The sequence below is a fragment of the Cohnella hashimotonis genome (assembly GCF_030014955.1).
Lineage (GTDB): Bacteria > Bacillota > Bacilli > Paenibacillales > Paenibacillaceae > Cohnella > Cohnella hashimotonis.
This window is the reverse complement of the sequence record NZ_JAGRPV010000001.1, coordinates 7,970,604-7,990,294: the sequence shown is the minus strand read 5'-3', so window position 1 is coordinate 7,990,294 and position 19,691 is coordinate 7,970,604. Positions and strand designations below refer to the sequence as shown.

Annotated in this window: 16 protein-coding genes; 3 read left to right on the top strand and 13 right to left on the bottom strand. The window is 58.5% G+C overall.

The features are described 5' to 3' along the window. Positions 1-33 precede the first annotated feature (33 nt). Together KB449_RS31900 and KB449_RS31895 are read right to left on the bottom strand one after the other, a co-directional pair. Positions 34-2,805, bottom strand: a complete 2,772-nt coding sequence (locus KB449_RS31900; protein ID WP_282912196.1) for an MBL fold metallo-hydrolase — start codon at positions 2,803-2,805, stop codon at positions 34-36. A 200-nt stretch (positions 2,806-3,005) separates the two neighbouring features. After that, complete coding sequence (locus tag KB449_RS31895; RefSeq protein ID WP_282912195.1) at positions 3,006-3,590, bottom strand: TetR/AcrR family transcriptional regulator; 585 nt, start codon at positions 3,588-3,590, stop codon at positions 3,006-3,008. Between the two features lie 155 nt (positions 3,591-3,745). Here KB449_RS31895 and KB449_RS31890 point away from each other — a divergent pair, with 155 nt between their 5' ends. After that, a complete protein-coding gene (locus KB449_RS31890; RefSeq protein WP_282912194.1) occupies positions 3,746-4,609 on the top strand; it encodes an NAD(P)H-binding protein in 864 nt (287 codons plus the stop codon). A gap of 256 nt (positions 4,610-4,865) precedes the next feature. On the opposite strand, the gene KB449_RS31885 is transcribed toward KB449_RS31890, so the two are convergent. From KB449_RS31885 to KB449_RS31840, 10 genes are all read right to left on the bottom strand, one after another. Then, entirely contained in the window at positions 4,866-5,363 is a 498-nt protein-coding gene (locus KB449_RS31885; protein ID WP_282912193.1) for an SRPBCC family protein, read from the bottom strand. Positions 5,364-5,384: 21 nt separating this feature from the next. Beyond that, on the bottom strand, positions 5,385-6,509 hold the full coding sequence (locus KB449_RS31880; RefSeq protein ID WP_282912192.1) for an SGNH/GDSL hydrolase family protein: 1,125 nt from the start codon (positions 6,507-6,509) through the stop codon (positions 5,385-5,387). An 81-nt stretch (positions 6,510-6,590) separates the two neighbouring features. Further along, positions 6,591-8,075, bottom strand: a complete 1,485-nt coding sequence (locus tag KB449_RS31875) for an amidase family protein (RefSeq protein WP_282912191.1) — start codon at positions 8,073-8,075, stop codon at positions 6,591-6,593. A gap of 246 nt (positions 8,076-8,321) precedes the next feature. Then, entirely contained in the window at positions 8,322-9,239 is a 918-nt protein-coding gene (murQ, locus tag KB449_RS31870; protein ID WP_282912190.1) for an N-acetylmuramic acid 6-phosphate etherase, read from the bottom strand. Positions 9,240-9,241: 2 nt separating this feature from the next. Beyond that, positions 9,242-10,267 (bottom strand): N-acetylglucosamine kinase, encoded by a 1,026-nt coding sequence (locus tag KB449_RS31865; RefSeq protein ID WP_282912189.1) that lies wholly within the window; start codon positions 10,265-10,267, stop codon positions 9,242-9,244. Then, the gene (locus KB449_RS31860) at positions 10,254-11,078 is read right to left on the bottom strand and encodes a carbohydrate ABC transporter permease (protein WP_434082538.1); all 825 of its coding nucleotides are present in this window, start codon (positions 11,076-11,078) and stop codon (positions 10,254-10,256) included. The genes KB449_RS31865 and KB449_RS31860 overlap by 14 nt, the downstream gene beginning before the upstream one ends. 17 nt (positions 11,079-11,095) lie before the next feature. After that, the gene (locus tag KB449_RS31855) at positions 11,096-12,046 is read right to left on the bottom strand and encodes a carbohydrate ABC transporter permease (RefSeq protein ID WP_282912188.1); all 951 of its coding nucleotides are present in this window, start codon (positions 12,044-12,046) and stop codon (positions 11,096-11,098) included. Positions 12,047-12,073: 27 nt separating this feature from the next. Beyond that, positions 12,074-12,913 (bottom strand): MurR/RpiR family transcriptional regulator, encoded by an 840-nt coding sequence (locus tag KB449_RS31850; protein WP_282912187.1) that lies wholly within the window; start codon positions 12,911-12,913, stop codon positions 12,074-12,076. Positions 12,914-13,001: 88 nt separating this feature from the next. Further along, entirely contained in the window at positions 13,002-14,342 is a 1,341-nt protein-coding gene (locus KB449_RS31845) for an ABC transporter substrate-binding protein (RefSeq protein WP_282912186.1), read from the bottom strand. 568 nt (positions 14,343-14,910) lie between these two features. Further along, positions 14,911-16,353 carry an L-fucose/L-arabinose isomerase family protein gene (locus KB449_RS31840; RefSeq protein ID WP_282912185.1) on the bottom strand — a complete coding sequence of 481 codons (1,443 nt, stop codon included), beginning with the start codon at positions 16,351-16,353 and terminating at the stop codon, positions 14,911-14,913. Positions 16,354-16,932: 579 nt separating this feature from the next. Here KB449_RS31840 and KB449_RS31835 point away from each other — a divergent pair. Then, positions 16,933-17,736 carry a helix-turn-helix domain-containing protein gene (locus KB449_RS31835; RefSeq protein WP_282912184.1) on the top strand — a complete coding sequence of 268 codons (804 nt, stop codon included), beginning with the start codon at positions 16,933-16,935 and terminating at the stop codon, positions 17,734-17,736. Here KB449_RS31835 and KB449_RS31830 read toward each other — a convergent pair. Continuing rightward, complete coding sequence (locus tag KB449_RS31830; RefSeq protein WP_282912183.1) at positions 17,733-18,113, bottom strand: hypothetical protein; 381 nt, start codon at positions 18,111-18,113, stop codon at positions 17,733-17,735. The genes KB449_RS31835 and KB449_RS31830 overlap by 4 nt on opposite strands. A 205-nt stretch (positions 18,114-18,318) precedes the next feature. Between KB449_RS31830 and KB449_RS31825 the strand changes: the two genes are divergently transcribed. Beyond that, on the top strand, positions 18,319-19,188 hold the full coding sequence (locus KB449_RS31825; protein WP_282912182.1) for a YitT family protein: 870 nt from the start codon (positions 18,319-18,321) through the stop codon (positions 19,186-19,188). Positions 19,189-19,691: the final 503 nt, after the last annotated feature.

Sequence of the window (19,691 nt, the reverse complement as noted above, 5' to 3'; positions counted from 1 at the left end):
CAAGGAAGGGCGGGGCTTTCATTTTTCAATAAATCAATCGACGATCAGTTCATACCCCGTCAATTGCTTAATGTCGGCGATCACGGCTGCCTTCTCTTCCGCTTCGATTGCAGCGGCGTTCGCCGTCTTCACGGTAACCTCCCCCTTGTCCATACGAATGGACGGCGTCTTCTTGACGCCCCAAGCCGGGGGAACCCGCTGCATAACGACCGCCAGCACTTCGTTCTGCTTCGGATTGCGCGCATAGGAGATCGGCAGCCCGATCCGGTCGGCAAGCTCCGCCATCCGCGCTCTGTAACGAACGGCAACTTGCGGTGTAATAAAATGAAGCTCCATCAGCCTGCCGGAGGCTGTCTGGTGAAGGCTCGCTTTGTAGATGGTCAGGTTGTTCTCCTCGGCCCAGCGCTTAACCTCCTGCTGCGCCTGATTCGCCTCCATCGGGAAGCTGCCGGGGCCGGGAAGCGCGATATCCTCCGTGCCGCCGGCGGCGGATGCGAAACCTGCAGACGCGCCGTTTGTCCCGGCTTGTCCGCTTAGCACCAGCTCATATCCCGTTTCCCGATTGAACTTCGTCCGAATGTCCGCCCAATCCGGCGGTTCCGCACATTGCACGACAAGCTGTTTCGTCTGCAAATGAATCGACGGGTTCCCTACGAGGCCGGCGCCAAGGAGCGTCCTCGCCAACTGTGCCATCTGATCCTGCCGCACCGAATCGGAGAAGCGCACGGTCCAGCCTGTCAGCTCCCGCAGCTCCCCGGCGATGCGCTCACGCTCGTCCGCTCCGACCGCATCGGGATAATCGAAGGCGACCACGATCGCGGGATGGGCGCCGTCTATCCCTTCCGTGCCGCATCGGAGAAACCGCGGATGCCCGCTCATCCGCTCACGCACTGTATTCAACGCGGTAGCCGGGTCCATGCGAATGCTTTGGACGGGCAGCGACAGATTGCTTAACGCCGCGATTGCCGGTTCGTCCAACGCATAGAGCACCCAGTCCCGTTCGCCCTGCCGCACGCGATGTATATGCGAATCAGGCAAGGCCAGCAGCGCAAGCGCCGCGGCAAGCTTGTGCCCGATCGAATCCGCCCCGATCGCCGCGCACACCTCCGGCAACGTCGCTTGCGCCGGAGCCTGCAGCCGCTCCCAGTGCAGCTCCCGCAGCCGCGGCCGCGAATACGCCATTACGGCCGGGAGCGTCTCCTCCAGCTCGTCGACCGCTCCGCCCCACTTGCCCAGCGTCTCCGCCACCGACGACGTTCCCGCCTTCACGATGGCCTTCTTGCGGATCGTCTGGCAAGTCAACGTACGCATCTTGCTATGGATGCCGATGCATATAGCGGGATAGAGTTTATCGTCTTCATCCCGCAACAACAGCAGCTCGCCGACATAGTCCTCCAGGCCGGATTGCCGATGCCCGCGGAGGGCCGCGCGCTCGCTGCCGCCCGGACGAGGCGGCGCAGCGGACCATTCGTAGCTGTGCCCGTTTTCCACAAGCAACGGCCCGAAAGCGGGGTCGATCCGCTGGGACAACTGGAAGCGCGCGTCGTCGTCGCCGTGAACAAGAAGCGTATGCGCCGGCTGCAATTGCTGGATAAATCGGGTCATCTCCATCGCATCCGCATGTGCGGACAAACCGAACTTGTCGAAGCGGCAGCGAACCGGATGAACGACGCCGTTCAGTTCCAGCGTTCTGTCTCCCGTCGCTTCCGCGAGCGCCAGCAGCTTGCGCCCCGGACTCTCCTCATCCTGATAACCGGTGATGAAGATCGCATTCTTCTCCCCGCCGATAAGGCGCTCCGCATACCACTGGCTCGCCCCTCCGACCAGCATGCCGGATGAAGCGACGATGCAACCCGGCTTGCCCTGCAAAAGCATCTCGCGCTGCTTCGTGTCCTTGACCGCCACGCAGCGGCCCTCGGTCAGAAACACATCGTTATGCTGGCGAATGCGGTGCGCGACAGGCCCTTTGAGATATTGCGGATAGTCGCGATAGATGCGACAAATAGACGTCACCATCCCGTCCACATAGATCGGGAACGACGGGATCAGTCCTCGCTCCATATAATCCTGCAGCAGAAGCAGGATTTCCTGCGAACGCCCGAGCGCGAATGCCGGAATTAATGCGAATCCTCCGCCGGCAATGACTTCAGCCACACTTTCGACCAACCGCTTCTCTTCCATTTGCCGATCCGTATGTACGCGGTTCCCGTAAGTCGATTCCATGACGACCGTGTGAGGCTGGAAGCCGTATGGCAGCTTCACGCCCTGAATCGTGCGCCCCGCCTGGAACGAGATGTCGCCGGTAACGAGCAATCGCTCGTCGCCGCCGGTTAGCCCGAACATGACCGCCCCGAGAATATGCCCCGCGCGCCACGCCTCCACGGTCAGATTGCCGATCCGCAATTTGCCCGAAGCCGGGAATGCGAGCAGAGACGCGAGCAAATCCTGCATCTGCTGCTCCGTATAGGGCATCAGCCGCTGCTCCTGCTTGCATCTGGACTCTAACAAGCGATAGGAATCCTGCATCATAATGCGCATCAGATCGATCGTCGGCGGAGTGGCATAGATCGGCACATTCGGGTGCATCGCCCGCACGACCGGCAAGGCCCCGATATGATCGGCATGCGCGTGCGTCACCAATATGCCGTCGATGCCGCCAAGCTCCTCCAACAGGCCCAGTGAGGGCATCGGATCGTCCTGGTGCATCCGCATCCCCGCATCGATCAGCAGCCTCGTGCCGTTCATCTCCACATGAATCGAAGAGGCGCCAACCTCGCTCCCCCCGCCCAGTACCGTCAGCTTCAATGTTTACGCCTCCTGCAACGTTCATACTAACCGGTCAGTAAAAAGTCCGACACTTAAGAAGCCCGCTTTGCTCACTCAGCAGCGGCTTTTAATTTACCTCAATCATTATACTACGTCGGCCAACTCAGTTCCGCCGACGTCCGTCTTCGCGGCCGACAAGACGCTCCGGCCTGGGGGCGCGACAGCGTCTACGCGCTGAGTCAGCTTATTGGCGCCAATACCGCCGTAGCCACGGCCAGCACGTCCCGCGTCATCGCCTCGGACGTACGTTGTTCGGGGTGGCGGCTCCACTGCATGGCCGATCCGAATATCCCCCAGCTAATCACTTCCGCTGTCGTCTTGATCATCCCCTCCGCGACAGGTGCCTGCGAGCCCTCTCTTTCGCACAGCCATCGAAGCAGCAAACTTTCGATTTCCTTTTGAATCGCGATCTCGAACATCGGTTCGAATTGGACGTCGCCAGGCGATGTATATTGACGCAGTCGGGCCATGAATTCAAACGTGACATGAATCAACGTCTGCAAGTCGTCCATTCCCGTCAGCGCATAAGCGGGCAGGCGCATCTCCGCAACCTTGCGAAACTTGTCGCTCATCCAGCATGTCAGAAATGCGTATTTATCTTCGAAGTGCGCATAAAATGTGGCCCGATTGACCGTCGCGTGGGCCGCAATGTCTCGTACCGATATGGAGTAAATATTTTTCTTCTGCTCGACCAGATCCATGAAGGATTGCAGCATCAGCTGACGCGTCCGCTTCACGCGGGGATCGTCCAGGTTAACTGGCATATTTGATCTCGTCCCTTCCGGCGTTTCAAACCGACATATCGACCGCCGTGTCGGCTACGCAACGTAATCCGCCGAATGCTGGTTGTTCGGGTGCCGCGTTCCGTTTACCTTAACACTGTACAGTCTAGCATATCGATAAAGAAAGGTGATTCAACATGATTATCGTAACGGGAGCAACCGGTAAACTCGGAAGCATGACGGTGGAAAGACTTCTGGCGCATATCCCGGCTGAGCAGCTCGGCGTCAGCGTGCGCGATCCGCAGAAGGCGCAGCATCTTCAAGCGAAGGGCGTACGCGTCCGAAAGGGGGACTTCAACGACGCCGACAGTCTCGCCTACGCCTTTGAAGGCGCGACCCAAGTGCTGATCGTCTCCTCGGATCGCTTCGGCGAAGCTAGCGTTCAGCTTCATCGTACGGCGATCGACGCGGCCAAGAAGGCCGGCGCGAGCCGAATTCTTTATACGAGCCATATGGGCTCGTCCCCGTCCTCGCATTTTGCGCCAATGATCGATCATGCCGCTACCGAAGAGGCGCTTCAGACATCCGGTGTCGCCTACACATCGCTGCGCAACGGCTTCTACACCGCATCGGCGCTGATGCTGCTCGGCAATGCCCTCTCGACCGGTGAACTGGCCGCCCCCGAAGACGGCCCGGTCTCCTGGACCGCGCACCCCGATCTCGCCGAGGCAGCCGCCATCGCCTTGGCCGAGCAGCGTCTTGACGGTCTGTCGCCAGGCCTTACCGCGACCGAGGCGATCGACCTCGCCGGCATTGCTGCGATCGCTTCGGAACTGACCGGCCGTCCCGTTCGGCGCGTGGTCGTATCCGACGATGCGTATCGAGACACGCTCATTTCACACGGCGTTCCCGAAGCGCAAGCCCATATGCTGCTCGGCATCTTCCGTGCCAGCCGGGAAGGCGAATTCGCGGACATCGATCCGACGCTGGGCCAACTGCTAGGCCGCTCGCCGCTTTCCGTGCGCGATGTCCTGAAGGCGTCGATCGACGCTGCGAAGTGACCCCGAGCGATTTATCGGGTCTATCGGTCAAAACAAATGGCGGCCTCGCGGCCGCCATTCATTATTTGCTCAAGCTTGTCGTATCTTCCGCCGCATAGCCGGCCTCAGTGCGTTGCAGACCATCACGATGAACCGCAAGACAGCGCGAAGTCGACCGCTTCGTCATCGTACGGGCAGGGCGGCAGCCAGCAGCACGCCTAGAGACCCCTGTCGCGGAACCGGGAGACGGCCTTCGCTTCCAGCGACGGCTTCGGGCTTAGTCGCCCGCCCCCGCACGCACCCGCTCGATCAATCCCTTATACGCTTCGTATTCCTTCTCCCACAACGCCTTGCGCGACTCCACCGTCCTGCCGTCCAGCAGTGCGGCGATGACGTCGAGGCACACATGCCAGCCCGCAAGGTCCCGCGGCGTGTGATCGGTGATCCGCGCGATGCGCTCGATCAGCGTCAGCCGGCAGCCCTCCGGCGTCTCGGCGAGCTCGAAGCGGACGCGATCCTCCGCCCACGTATACGCGAGCACCGCGAGCGGCTCGAGCGCGAGAATCTCCATCGTCTCCGCATTGCCGCCGCCCATGTCGAACTTGAAAACGCCGCCGACGCGCAGGTCGTCCACGCTCAGCTCGGGAAACCATTTCGCAAGCTGCTCATTCTCGGTCAGCATCGCCCAGACGGACGCGACCGAGTGTCCCAATATACGCTCAAACCGAGCCTCATAAGCATCGCCGTTCTCGATCGATTGGATAACTGCCAGCATGATCGAATGCCCCTCTCGAATTTAATCAAGCAGTGGCCGGATCGCCCCGACCAGCACCGCGGCAGCCTGCGCATGCGCCGACTTGCCGGGATGATTCCGCGCGCCGGCGGTATCTTCCGTCATCCCCGGCAGCGAAACGACCGTCACTTTCTCGTCCCCCGACTGCGCTCGATACGCACCGACCGCCCTCTCGATCGCGGGCAGCATCGCCGTGCCGAGCATGCCGTACGCCCATACGATGTGCGCATCCCGATTGCAGCGCCGCAGCTTGCCGACAAACTGTGCCACCGCCCGCTCGAAGACCGCCACGTCGTCTGCGTTCATCGTGCCGTCCGCATTTAGCCGCTGCTCGTACGTCTCGCCCGTCTGCGGGTCCCGCCATTCCTGATAGTGGAACGCGCCGTCATCGTTGGTCCCCAGGTTGACGACCACCACATCCGGCTGCCAGGCGGCGAAGTCGTTCGCATCCCGCGCGCCCAGCTCGCCGTTCTGCTCGCCCGCAAGCAATCCGCATACCTGCTCGTAATAGGCAGGCAGGTTCGCGCGGGGATTGTTGTCCCAGCCCGTCACCACGCCCCAGCCGCTCTGCGACAAGATCCGGTACTCCGCGTCCAGCGCTTCGGCCGTCATCGCGGCATAGTTGTCGATGGCGCTGAACCACATCGGGATCCAGTCCTGCTCGCAGGTCGCGCCGATCGCGCCTTCCCCCGACGTAATGCTGTCGCCGACGAACTCGATCTTGCGCGGCTTGTCCGCCACCGGCAAGAAGTCGCCGTCGCACCGGACCGACCGGATCTGCAGCAGGCAGCCCGGGTCGCCGCTCATCGCCTGCGTGTCCTTAACGATCCGCACGTTTTTAACGGTATCTTCGTTCATCACTCTGAGCACGCACAGCCACTGCCTGCCCGCCGTGACCATCTGCCTGCTCACCCAGGCGCCGTTCACGATGACGCTGATCCAGGGTTCGTTGCGATCGTAGTCCGCCTCGACTTCGATCCACAGCTCGCCCGCCTTCACGTTCCACTCGACGCCGCTCCCCGTCCAGAACAACGTCAGCGGATCGAGACGCCCCGTCGTGCGTCCATGCACCTTCGTGTGCGCAATCTCGGACAACGCGCAGGTCCGCAGCTTTTCGTTCGTCTTCATGAACCGTTCCCCCGTTTCGCTCGCTGTCTCCGATTCTATCTTGTCCGGCTTATCCGATCAACTGAGATGTTTACTGTGAAATTAGACTGGGTCTGGCGGCGCAAAACGATATTTGCTCGCTTGTTCGTAGGCGTAGGCCAAGCGGAGCAGCACGGGTTCGCTGTAGGCGGTTCCTACGAATGTGATGCCCTGCGGCCCTTTGGTCGTATAGCCGCCTTCCGCAATAACCCCCGTCTCCGCGTACCCGCCAGGCACCGTGAGCGCCGGATAGCCCGCGCGCGCGGACAGGTCGAGCCCCTCCTCGTTGCCGAGAAACAGCAGCGCATCGAGCCGATGCTCGCGAATCGCATGGTCGATACCCTGATCCCGGGCCAGCTCGCGGTTCAGGCGCAAGCTCTCCACATATTCAGGCTCGTTCAACGAGCCGCTTGTCCGATTCGACCAGATGAGCGTGTCCTGCCCGTATTTTAACGCGGCGTCGCGATTCGCTTCATTATAGGTGATGAGTTCGTCCAGCGACCGGACGTAAGCGCCGGGGCCGGCTTTGGCGAGGTAATCGTTCAGTCCCTTCTTGAATTCGAAAGGCATCACGCTCCAATCCCACTTCGCGTCTTCGCAAGGCAAGGATACCGGATCGATGACGATCGCGCCGAGCGTCTTGCACAATTCGATCGCCCGCTCGATAATCTCGGCCCGCGCCTCGTCCAGTCCTTGATAATAGTACCGGGCAATCCCGATCCGCGCCCCGCGCAAGCCGTCCGCATCCAAAAACGGCGTGTAGTCCGAATACGCCACTCGCCCGCTCTCTCCCATCGCCGCAGCCGCCGGATCCACCGCCGTCATCGCGCCGAGCAAGATTGCTGCATCCCTGACCGTGCGGGTCATCGGACCGGCCGAATCCTGGCTATGCGTAATCGGGATGATTCCCGTGCGGCTGACGAGTCCGATCGTCGGCTTGAAGCCCACGAGATTGTTTTGCGAGGCAGGGCTAATGATCGAGCCCGACGTTTCCGTGCCGATAGCGGCGGCGCACAGATTGGCAGCCGTCGCGGCGCCCGAGCCCGAGCTTGAGCCGCCTACAAAAAACTCGCCCGGACTGTACGGATTAAGCGTCAGTCCCCCTCTCGAGCTGTAGCCCGCCCACATTGTGCCTGACATAAAGTTCGCCCACTCCGTCATATTGGCCTTGCCGAGAAACACTGCACCCGCTGCTCTCAGTTGCGCCGCTACGGCCGAATCCCCCGGCGCGAAGTGTTCGGCAAGCGCGATAGACCCGGCACTCGTATGCATGCGGTCGCCCGTATCGATATTGTCCTTGAGCAGGATCGGGATGCCGTGCAGCGGCCCACGCGATCCGGATTCGCGCCGTTCCGCGTCGAGCGCCGCCGCGATCGCGATCGCGTCCGGATTGACCTCGAGCACCGCTCTCAGCTTCGGATTAAACCGCTCGATCCGTTCCAGATACCAGCGCACGCAGGCCTCCGACGTTAACGTCCCGGCCTCCATCGCATTTTGCAAAGATGCGATATCCGCTTCTATTAAACTTCTATTGAAAAAGGCGCCCATTGAAGTTTCCTCCGTCTATGAAACTAGATTCCTGTCCCCAGTATACAATTTTTACCTGTCTAAAGAATGCTTTCCGTGTAGTCGATGTTCAAAGCCGGTACCCACCACTGAATTCCTGAACAATTTCTTCGGCAGGAGTGCCTCCGATTGAATCAAAAAATAACCCGCTTCCCGGACGCATGCCGGGACGGGTTATTTTCGTTTATTCAAGTTATCATATCTCCGCATAAACCTGGAGGTCCTTGTCTACCTACCCTGAACGCCCTCCAACAGATCCATCGCCCTCCGAAAATGCGCGTTCGCCCGCTGGAGCGCTGCTTCGACGTCCTCTCTGGGCAGGCCGAACTTCAGCATCAGAATGGCGATGCGGGCATCTCCTCCGGCTTGTTCGCTGTAGAGCCGGGCCGTCGCTTCGTCCGCGCCGGTCGCCTCCATGACGATGCGAACGACGCGCCGCCGCAGCTTCTCGTTGCTCGCCTGCACGTTGACCATCAGATTGCCGTATACTTTGCCCAAGCGGATCATGATCGCGGACGAGATCATGTTGAGCACCATTTTCTGACTCGTGCCGGCCTTCAGACGGGTCGATCCGGAGATGACCTCCGGTCCGACCAGGATCTCGATCGGATAATCCGCCAACGCGCCGAGCGGCGTTCCCTGGTTGCACGCGATCGCCGCCGTCACCGCGCCGATCCGCTTCGCTTCCTCGATCGCTCCCAGCACGTAGGGGGTAGTGCCGCTGGTCGCCAAGCCGACAACCGCATCCTTGGCCGTGACCCTCTCCGCGATGTCCCTTTTTCCCGCTTCCGCATCGTCCTCGGCATTCTCGATCGCCTGAACGAGCGCCTCGGGACCGCCGGCGATGATCGCGTTCACCAATTCGCTGTTGACGCCGAATGTCGGCGGACACTCGGAAGCGTCAAGCGTCCCCAGCCTGCCGCTCGTCCCGGCCCCGATATAGAACAGCCTGCCCCCTCCCTGCATTCGTTCCAGGATCGCTTCGATGGCCCGCTCGATGAAGGGAAGCTCCCGATGGACGCTCTGGGCAACGGTGTGATCTTCTTTATTCATCAACCGCACGATTTCTCCGACGGACAATTGGTCGAGCATCGCGCTGTTCTGATTGGATTGTTCGGTAATCGGACTTTTCACTGCTTCTCCCATCCTCATATCTCCCTTTGTGTCTCTTCCCAACTGCGCAATATGGATTGGATTTTCAATTCGTTGATTTCTATGCCCGAGCGGATCAGGCCGATGACGTAAGCGCCGATGACCGGAGGATGCTTGAGCACGCTAACCGAACCGCCAAATGTCTCCGATCCCATGGCCGTCATGAACTGAGCGGCGAAGTAGGCGTTGCCGAACAAGCCGCCGGCCAGCATGAGCGGGAGCTCGCTCCCTTCATCCCCGATGCCGGCCGCGACCTTGCTCCGCGCCGCGGCAGCCAGCCGCAGCAAATCCTGGATCGCCTCGCGCACGATCCCCTTCGCCGGCGCGTTGCCCGATGCGGCCAGCTCGACGACGAGCTCGGCGAGCTTGGCAATTCGCTTGCGCGCATTCGCTTCCTCATAGAACAAATCGATCAACTGCTGAGGGTCGCCGATCTTCAGGTGTCCGAGTACCGCTTCGCTTAGCTCCGGGGCCTCTGCGATGCCGTCCGCATTACGCACGACGGCCATCAAAGCTTTTCTCCCGATGTCGTAGCCGCTTCCTTCATCCCCGAGCAGATACCCCCAGCCGCCGACCCGGATGCCGTACTCTCTTTCCGGCACGAATCCGTGGGCGATCGAGCCGGTGCCCGCGATCAATACGATGCCGGCTTGCCCCCAAGTCCCGGCGGCGAGCGCCGTCTCGGCGTCGTTATATACGCGAATCATGGCTTCCGGCGGCAGATGCGGCCTTAGGAAACCGATCATCCGCTGCTTATCGCTCGGCCGGTGCCCGCCGGCCAGCCCGAGAATGACGCTGGATACGTTGACGAGGGAGCCGCCCGCCCGGTTTAGCGTATCGCGGATCAGCGAGAGGAGCGTCCCCTCGACTTGATCCCGCGGCCGCGACTTCACGTTGGCGGATTCGCCTTCTCCGTATGCCAGGATGCGCCCTTCCGCATCGCCCACCAGGCACGCGGTCTTGCTTCCGCCTCCGTCGATGCCGACGAACAGTCCTCTTCCGGAAACCTTATTTAACCGCACCTGCCGTCAGCCCTTCCATGAATTGTCTCGAAGCGAACAGGAACAAGATCATCATGGGCAACGATGCAACGGTAAGGCCTGCGAACAGGACGCTCCAGTCCGTGGAGAATTCTCCGAATAGCGACATCATGCCGATCTGCAGCGTCTTCGCCGATTCGTCCTGGGCGAACAGCAGCGGGAAGAAGAAGTCGTTCCAGATGTTGATGAATTGGATGATCATCACCGTGCTGAGGGCCGGTCTCATCAGCGGCACGAGCACCCGGAACAAAATGCCGAGTTCGGAGGAACCGTCGATACGGGCCGCTTCCTCGATCTCGGTAGGCATCGTGCGGAAGAAGCCGGTCAGAATGAGGATCGCGAGCGGGATGCCCACCGCCGTGTAGATCAGGATCAGCGACCAAGGCGTGTTGATGAGATGAAGATTGCGCATCAGCATGAACAGCGGCACGACCCCTAGCTTGATCGGGATCATCATCCCCGCCAGGAAGTACATGTACATCCACTGATTCCAACGGAACGAATAGCGAGCCATATAATAGGAAGCAAGCGCGCCGAACGTCAGAATCGCGAGCACGGAGACGACCGTCACCAGGACGCTGTTGAAGAAGTAATGTCCGTACGGCAGTTGCCGGAACAGCTCCCGGTACGAAGACAGGTCGAAGCCGGTAGGCAAAGACAGCGGATTTTTTATAATCTCGATATTCGACTTCAAGGAGGACAGCAGCATCAGCGCGATCGGCGCGATTCCCGTCATGGAGAATAAAGCGATGATCGCATATTGGAGCGTTCGGGTAGATGTCTTCGTTTCCAAGCAGGATCGCCCCGTTCTTATAGGTCGACTTGATGTTTTCGAGTGACGTTCATAAATACGGCGGAAATGATGCTAATAATCGCGAACATGATGACCGCGAGCGCCGATCCCAGGCCGATCGAGACCGAATCTCCGCCGGAGGTGCCTCCGAAGGCATTGCGATAGAAGTAGGTAGCGAGCGTGTCCGTAGACATGTAGGGTTCTCCTTGCGAGCCTTGCATCGCATAGACGAGCTCAAAGGCTTCGAAAGCGTGGATGAAGCTGAACACGGTGACAATGACGATCGACGGCACGATGAGCGGCGCGATGATCGTGCGCAGGAACTTGAAGCCCTTCACGCCGTCCAGCCGCGCGGCTTCTACGATCTCGGAAGGAATGGATTGGAGCCCTGCCAGCAGGATGAGCAGCGAGAAACCGACGCCGAACCAGTTGTTGACCATGATGATGGAAGTGAGCGCGGTATCGGGATCTCCAAGCCAGGACCTGGCCCAGCTATTCAGCCCGATTGTCTTGAGGAAGGTGTTAAGCACGCCGGTATTCGGATTCAGGATCAGCTTCCAGAGGAAGCCGATGACGATGACCGAGAGCAGCCGCGGAAGGAAGATCGCGGACTTGAACCATTCGGCTCCCCGTACCTTCGTATAAATGATATAAGCCAGAAGGAACGCGATCCCGTTCTGCACGACCATTTCAAGCGCGAAGTAATAGGCGTTGTGCCCGAGCGCTCTCCAGAACGTATCGTTATATGGTTCTTCGGTAAAGAGCGTGACAAAGTTGTCGAAGCCGACGAACGCGTCCCGGCTCAGTCCCTTCCAGGAGAAGAAGCTGTAGCCGAACGCCGCAAGCATGGAGTAGACGATAATGACGGTATAAATCAGAAGTGCCGGCAGGGGAAAAAGATGGATGACGGCCCTCTGCCACCTGCCGCCGGAACCTGCGACGCTGTCGTTCACTGAGTTATGGCTCATCGGGTATTGGGCCTCCGTATGGGTTCATCACCGGCGGACCGCGTTGCGCGTTCGTTCGATGGATGCTGTGCTCGTATCGTAATTTTGGACGACCAGGCCGACATACAGCATGTCGATCACGTTAAGCTGCGCGATACGCGAAGCCATGGCTCCCTGGCGGAAATTCTGCTCCAGCGAACTCGTAAACAGCTGGATATCCGACAATTCGGCGATCGGGCTAATCCCGAAGTGGGTAAGCGAGATGATCTTGGCGCCATTCTCTTTGGCGAGCGACAGCGCGTGCAGCACGTCCTGATTGTGGCCGGAATAAGAGATGCCGATCGCCACGTCCCGTTCGTCCAGATTCGCGGAGACGACCGCCTGCATATCTCCGCTGCTGGCGGATTCGCACCACTTGTTGATTCGGTTCACCTTCAGCCTGAAGTCCTCCGCGATAATGGAGGAGGCGCCGACCCCGAACACCGCGATCTTTCTCGCCGCGTTCAAGCTCTCGACCGCGAGGCTTACCGCCTCCACGTCGATGACGTCCATCGTGTCGTTGATCGATTTGATATTGTTGTTGGTCACGCTCTCCATGAGTTCCTTCATGGAATGACCGACCTTGAACGGCTGGTATTCGGCAATGCCATCCTCAGCCGCCGACAGATCGGCGGAAATTCTCAGCTTCAAGTCCGTATAGCCCTTGAACTTAAGTGAGCGCGACAACCGGACGATCGTGGCTACGCTCACATCGGCGAGAAGAGCCAGCTGCTGCACCGACAGGTTCACGACCTCCGAAGGATGCTCCAGAATATACTTGGCTGCCTGCCTCTCCATACTGCTCAACGTATCCAGCGCGGCTTCAAGGCTGATCAAAGCGCCTTTCATTCCAATTCCTCCTTAGGTTTACGGAACCCCCGGGGTTCGTCCGCTTTGCACACCGGCTCGGCGGACGGCGCCCGCAACTTCTTGGTCGTTATTGGCTCAGCGGCTTAAACCAGGTGTTTACGCTCTTCTGCACGTCTGCGCCTACGTCTTCAACCTTCAGCTTGCCGAGCAGGAAGCCTTGAACGTCCGTCTCGAACGTCGTCTTGGAAGAAGGGTTGCCTGCTGCGAAGTATACATTGAACATGTACGGAGTCGCAATATTCGCATCGTTCGCGTAGCCGGCGATTTTCTTGATCAGCTCGTCGCCCGGCTGTACCGTCGGAATCGTGCTTTGGCGGACAAGCTCGTTCGACAAGGTCGTTCCGAACGCTTCGGTAAGCGCGAATTCGATGAACTTCTTGGCCGCGTCCTGATGCTTGGAATTTTTGTTGATGGCGAAGGATCCGTCTACCCACGTCGATACGCTCGCCTTGCCGTCCTTCGTCGGAACCGGGAAGGCGTCCAGCTGCAGGTCGGGATTCATCTTGCGCATGACCGCGATCTCCCAATCTCCCATGATCATCATGCCCGCCTGCTCGGTGACGAACATATTGCGCATGTCGTCCATTCCGATTCCCTCGTAGTTGTCCGGATAGTAAGGCTCCAAATCTTTAAGCAATTGAACGGAGTCCGTGAACTCTTTGGACGTGAAGTCCGTCTGTCCCGTCGTGATTTTCTTAACGAAGCCGTTGCCGCCGTAAGCGACCGGCCCGATCGCTCCGTGGGTCAAGGAAAGGATCCAGCCTTCCTTCGAACCGAAGGCGAACGGCACGATCTTGTTCTGCTTAAGCGTATCCGCCGTCTTCAGCAGTTCATCCCACGTCTTCGGCTCCGCGAGACCCAGCTTGTCGAACAGCTTCTTGTTGTACAGAACGAGTGCCGCGTTCTTCAGAATCGGAGCTCCGTACACCTTGCCGTCGGACCCGGTCGCCGCTATCAAGAGATCCGACGGCAACTGATCGAGGCCGGCCGTCCCGTCCAGCGGCACGAGGAAGTTCGAATCCGCGACCTGCTTGCCCGCTACGTAAGGCCGCAGGTGAATGATGTCGGGACCTTCTCCCGTCATGAGCTGCGTATTGAGCACCGTGTTGTACTCGGTATTCTTGGTCGGCGAGAATTCCACGGTAATGTTCGGATTCTGTTCGTGGAATTGTGCAGCAATCTTGTCGTAAGCCGCTTTATCTTCCGTTCTCCAGCTTCCGATCGTCAGCTTGACCGATTCGCCGGAAGCGTCGGCTTGGGCGGACGGCGATTCTTCTGCCGTACCGGAAGAGGACGCCGAAGATGCGGCAGAGGAAGCCGAGTTTCCATTTCCGCCGCTATTATTTCCACATGCCGTAACCATTGCTAACACAATCAACATTAGGGTATAGAACAAAGATTTCTTCATGGCTTCGAATGCCTCCCGAATGGATGAATGGCCGTTCCCACGCTGCCTGTCCCTGCTGTCGTTGATTTCTTCTGTTTGTCTCTCGGCGTGCCGGATCCCCCTTTTAGTAATTGAATTTCATTTTTCAATTAAAAATAAGTAATAATGTTTCATTTCTCTCTCATCATAAGCATTGCGCTATGCCTTGTAAATAGTTTTTTATAAATCAGGTTACCTTTTCTTCCATGGGGTAGCAGACTTCATTTCCCACCTATCGCCCCACTCTCCTCTTTCCCTTCCCGTATACAAGTTTTTTCTGCGGCAAGACTGGTATCCGTGCAGATGATGTTCCAAAAACGATGGTTGACGCTCAAGTGGAATTTGGCGGAAAGGATATTAAAAGGCGCCGCGGCGCCTGTAATCGAAAACGGCAGCCTGATGATCTCTAATATGAAAAAGCTGCGTTAACCCGCAAGATCAACCCCCCGCCCCGGACAAGCTTCACTAGCAAAGCCGAACAACGGCAGCTCAACAAAAAACAGGCCCTGCACCGCTCCCGGCGCAAAGCCTGCTTTGCTTATGCTATCGCTTAGATTACCTGGACCTCGATCCCCAGCATACCCGCGGTACGCTTGATCTCCGCCGCCTTGTTGCCAACCCCCAACGCGAAGTGATGAGTCGGGCCCGCGCTGCACCACTGCTCGACGAACGTCGCGACCGGACGGCCGAAGCTGCAGCGGGTGTTGGTGTTGCCGGTCTGCGGGATCGGCCCCTTGATCGACTCGCCCTCGGCGACGATCATCTTGTAGCGGCCCTGCGCCGTCTGTCCGATGCTGAGCAGCGTGACCGGTCCGGCCTGAATGCTGAACTCGACGCCGATGCCGGAGCCGCGTTTGCCGTGGAACAGCTCCAGCCCCCGGATGACCGGGCGGTCGTCCGCAATCTTGATGTTGTGCGGGCCGTCATGGCCGACGAGCACGATATCGTCCTTGAAGTCGCACGGGTGCAGCTCGGCAAAGGAACCGCCCGCATCGAGCCGGTCCATGATGAGCATGGCCGCGCATGTCTTGAGATCGGCTTCGCCCGCAAGCGGGATGCCCTTGCCCGTCAGGAGGGAGTTGCCCAGCACCATGTTCGAGCCGATGCGCTCATACTCATTGTCGTCGATTCCCTTGTAATAGTAGGCAAGGCCGGTCAAGCCGAACTCGTCCACGAGCTTATCGAGACCGACCGCGACTTTGGCGGACCAGGCCAGATCCTCGGGCTTGATCGGCCGCGTGATCGGATCGATGAACGGATCGGACACGGTAAACACGCTATGAATCTCCTCGAGCTTGGCATCGATCTCTTGTTGGGTGGCTCCGTTCACGGCCTTGGCCAGGTCGCACATCTCAAGCATCTGCACGTGCGCGCCGAACGACGCCGTGAAGGCGGTCGGGTCGGAGTTCATGTCGTACATGCCTTCATACGTATGGCCGAGATAGCCGATCCGCGCGTACTTGAACGCGCGCCGCGCATTCGCTGCGCGGCACCACGACATCAGCTCCGCCGTGGCCGTGGGGTCGTCGTACAACGTGCCGACGATCATGCCGGCCGCCGGCCGCCCCGCTCGCACGAGCACGCCCGCGATCTCCGGCAGCGAGCAGATGTTGTCGTTGGCCAGCTGCATGTAGGTGGTCGTATTGGTGTAATCCAGACGCTGCCTCGGCTGCAAGGCGACGAGCACGGTCGGCACCGACAAGCCGATGATCGGCGTCGCCGCCGTCGAAGACGTGACATACGTACTCAAAAAGCTGAACAGCATATCGACGTCCTGCTTCTTTAAATACTCGGTCGCCGCGAACGCCTTGTCCACCGTGTCGACAAACCCTGCGCTGACGACCTCGACGTCCATCTCGCGCAGCCGGTTTTCGAATTCCTGCCCGTAACCGGCGAGCTCTTCTCTCAGACCAGGAAACTGTTCCCAATACGGTTCGTGCCCCACCGTCATGACGCCGACACGCGCGCGGGCCCGCTGGAAATTTTTTAACATTTGATGTTGCCTCCTCTTCGTCTTGAAAATCTCTTTTCTTAATCGTAGAGACTCGAGCGAAAAGGAACAATGAAGTAACCAACTCATTTTTGAGTTTTTCTACGATAATTTCTGAATGGCGTCTAATAAAACGTGCGGGGTTTGACGCTTGATTTATCACCTAGAAATGACGCTTGACTCTACTCTTAATGGTGATGAAGCAGATCTTCAGCATGCCACTCGCCAAAAAGGTAGCGCTTACAAGACGGTATCAACATGCCATTTCCGATTTTCTTTTTCTAAACTTCCAGACTTCCAACAAGAGAAAATCAGTGCATTATAGGTATCAACAAGTGTAAACACGGACACGAACGCCTGACGCCAGCTTGATTTCACCTCGTTGATCACAAATCGATCCGCACAAGCCAGTTTCAATTTTTTTACATCTAAATAATTACATTTATAATTAATTCATCCATTGAATTTGCACCGAAAATTAAATATAAACTTAGAGTAATATTACGATTGCTGCTATACTAAAAGTGCGTGTCGAGAGAGGGAGGAAGCCGTGGTGGGCGCGAAAAAGGGGGAAAAAAGGCGATGATCGAGCCGGTGGCGATTTATTACGAGCATTGCGAGCCGGGGTGGCAGGTGCCGCGGTCGCGGACGAACAACCAGATCGCGGTGCTGGTGACGGAGGGGCGCGCGGTATTCGAGACGGAGCAGGGGATTTTCAAACTGAGTCGCGGGGATATGCTGTTCATGCCGAAGGGCCTCGAGCGCAGCGCGGTCAATTCGCCCGAAGAGGCGCACGAGATGTATGTCGCGCATTTTCACTACGCAGGAGAAGGCGAGGGACTGCCGCTGTTGACTGCGCCGGAAGCGAGAGCCGCGAAGCCGCATAACTACGATTACGTGCGCAACCGGTTCGCCGCGCTCGTCCAGTACTGGTTGCGGCAGTCGCCCTGCCGGCCGGCGCTTTGCCATGCCGCGCTGCTGGAGCTGCTCGCGTTGTTCGCGGAGGCCTCCGAATCCGCCGCCTCGCAGGGCGCGGCCTCAGGGCTTGTCTACCGGCTTGAAGCGTATATGCTGCTACATTACCGCAGGACGATCACGGTCGGCGAGCTCGCCGCGCACGTCGGCAAGACGCCGAACTACGTCAGCGCGCTTTACCGCCAATCGACGGGCCGCACGCTGACGGACTATATGCAGCAGATCCGGATCGCGTCCGCCTGCGACCTGCTGCTCACCTCGCAGATGAACATCGGGGAGATTTCGGATTACCTTGGTTTTTGCGAGCAATCCTACTTTAACAAGGTGTTCAAAAAAATAACCGGCACCCTGCCCTCCGCATACGTGAGGCACAAGGTGGACCGGTCTGAGACGGAAGGCGCCGGCGATTAGACCTTGGTCAGCGCCTTCATGGTTTCGGTTTGAGACTGCTGCATTTGCTGGAGCATCTGTTGGATTTGCTGAATCATTTGTTGGATTTGCTGCTGGATCTGCTGCTGAAGCTGTTGGTCCGATTGTTGGGTCGCCTCGGCTTCCTTTCCGGAAGCGGCCGCTTGCTGCTTCAACGCTTCCGCGTCCTTGGCGATCTGTCCGATCTGCGCCTGCTGCGCTGTCAGCTTCTGCTGCGAGAGCGCGAGCGCATTGCTCGTCGAATTGCCGAGCGCATCATTGACCGCCTTATAAGCGTCGTTGCTCAGCATAATCCCGATTCCACCCGCCAAACCCGCCACGAACAACCCCGCTGCTTTCAACACCGTCTTCTTGTTCATTTTAATGACCCCTCCCGTTGGAAATCCTATGACTTCATCTTACTCGATATGCCGGCGCGATTCTGTAATGCGCACCACATAAACGTCATGTTTTTCCCGCCTATTCGCTCCGACGGCCATACGCGTTCGTGCCCTGGTTCGAAATTTGCCGCATAATCCGATAAAATAAAACGATGCAGAAAATTCCGGAAACGAGGTCGTCCTATTGAAGAGCGGAAACAAACAGTCTGTCCTAGTCAAAAAGGTGCTGCGCGCGCTTGCCGTAATAATCGGCGCGTTTATAACGGCTTATGGCCTTGAAGCGGTACTAATTCCGAACAACGTATCCGACGGTGGCGTCACCGGTCTAAGCATCGTGGGCTCGGAGCTGATCGGGCTGCCGCTGGGCCTGTTGATCGCCGTTTTGAATATCCCGTTTATCTTCCTCGGCTACAAGCAGATCGGTAAAAGCTTTGCGATCAACTCCGTACTCGGCATTGCGTCGCTCGCCATCGGCACAATCGCGATGCATCACATCAAGCCGATACTTGAAGGCGATACGCTGCTGGTAACCGTCGTCGGCGGCATCATCATCGGCTTCGGCATGGGTCTCGCGTTGCGGAACGGCGGCGCGCTCGACGGGATCGACATGCTGGCCGTCCTGCTGTCCCGCAAGCTGCCGTTCGGTACGAGCGATCTGATTCTGTTCCTGAACGCGTTCGTGTTTATCGTCGTCTCGACCGTATTCGGCCTGCAAGGCGCGATTATGTCGGGCATCGCCTACTATATTGCCTCCAAGGTCATACATATCGTCGAAGAAGGTTTAAGCGGAGCAAAGACGTTCAAGATCATTTCCAAATACCCCGAAACCATGGTTGAGACCATTCGCGATCGTTTGGGGCGCGGCGCCACCTACAATATCGTAGAGGGCGGGTATTCCAACGAGCAGTTTAAAGAAATCACCTGCGTCATCAACCGGCTCGAAGAAAGCAAGATGAAAGAAATCATCTACGAAATCGACCCGAGCGCATTCGTCATGGTATACGACGTGGCCGAGGTCAAGGGCGGCAACTTTAAAAAGCACGATATCCACTAAATGATTGCAATAAGCAAACGGAGCTGCCCCCAAGTCATGAGACGACGGCGCGGCTCTTTTGCTTTTACGGCGATGGGCTTGCCCATCGTGCAGGGGCCTCGTGAGTGGCGGGCGGGTGAAGTGCGCGGCGGACGAGCGAGTGAGTGTGCGGCTGGCGGGACTAGCTCAATTTTGCGCTATCCTGAGCATCGCGTGTGTGGCGACCCAGCGAGTATGTGTGCGGCTGACGAGAATAACTCAATTTTGCGCTATTCTAAGCATCGCATGTGTGGCGACCCAGCGAGTGAGTGTGTGGCTGACGGGATTAGCTCAGATTTGCGCTATCCTGAGCATCGCGTGTGTGGCGACCCAGCGAGTATGTGCGCGGCTGACGAGAATAACTCAATTTTGCGCTATTCTGAGCATCACATGTATGGCGACCCAGCGAGTGAGTGTGCGGCTGGCGGGAAGTAGCTCAATTTTGCGCTTTCTGAGTACCATGTGTGTGGCGGACGAGCGAGTGA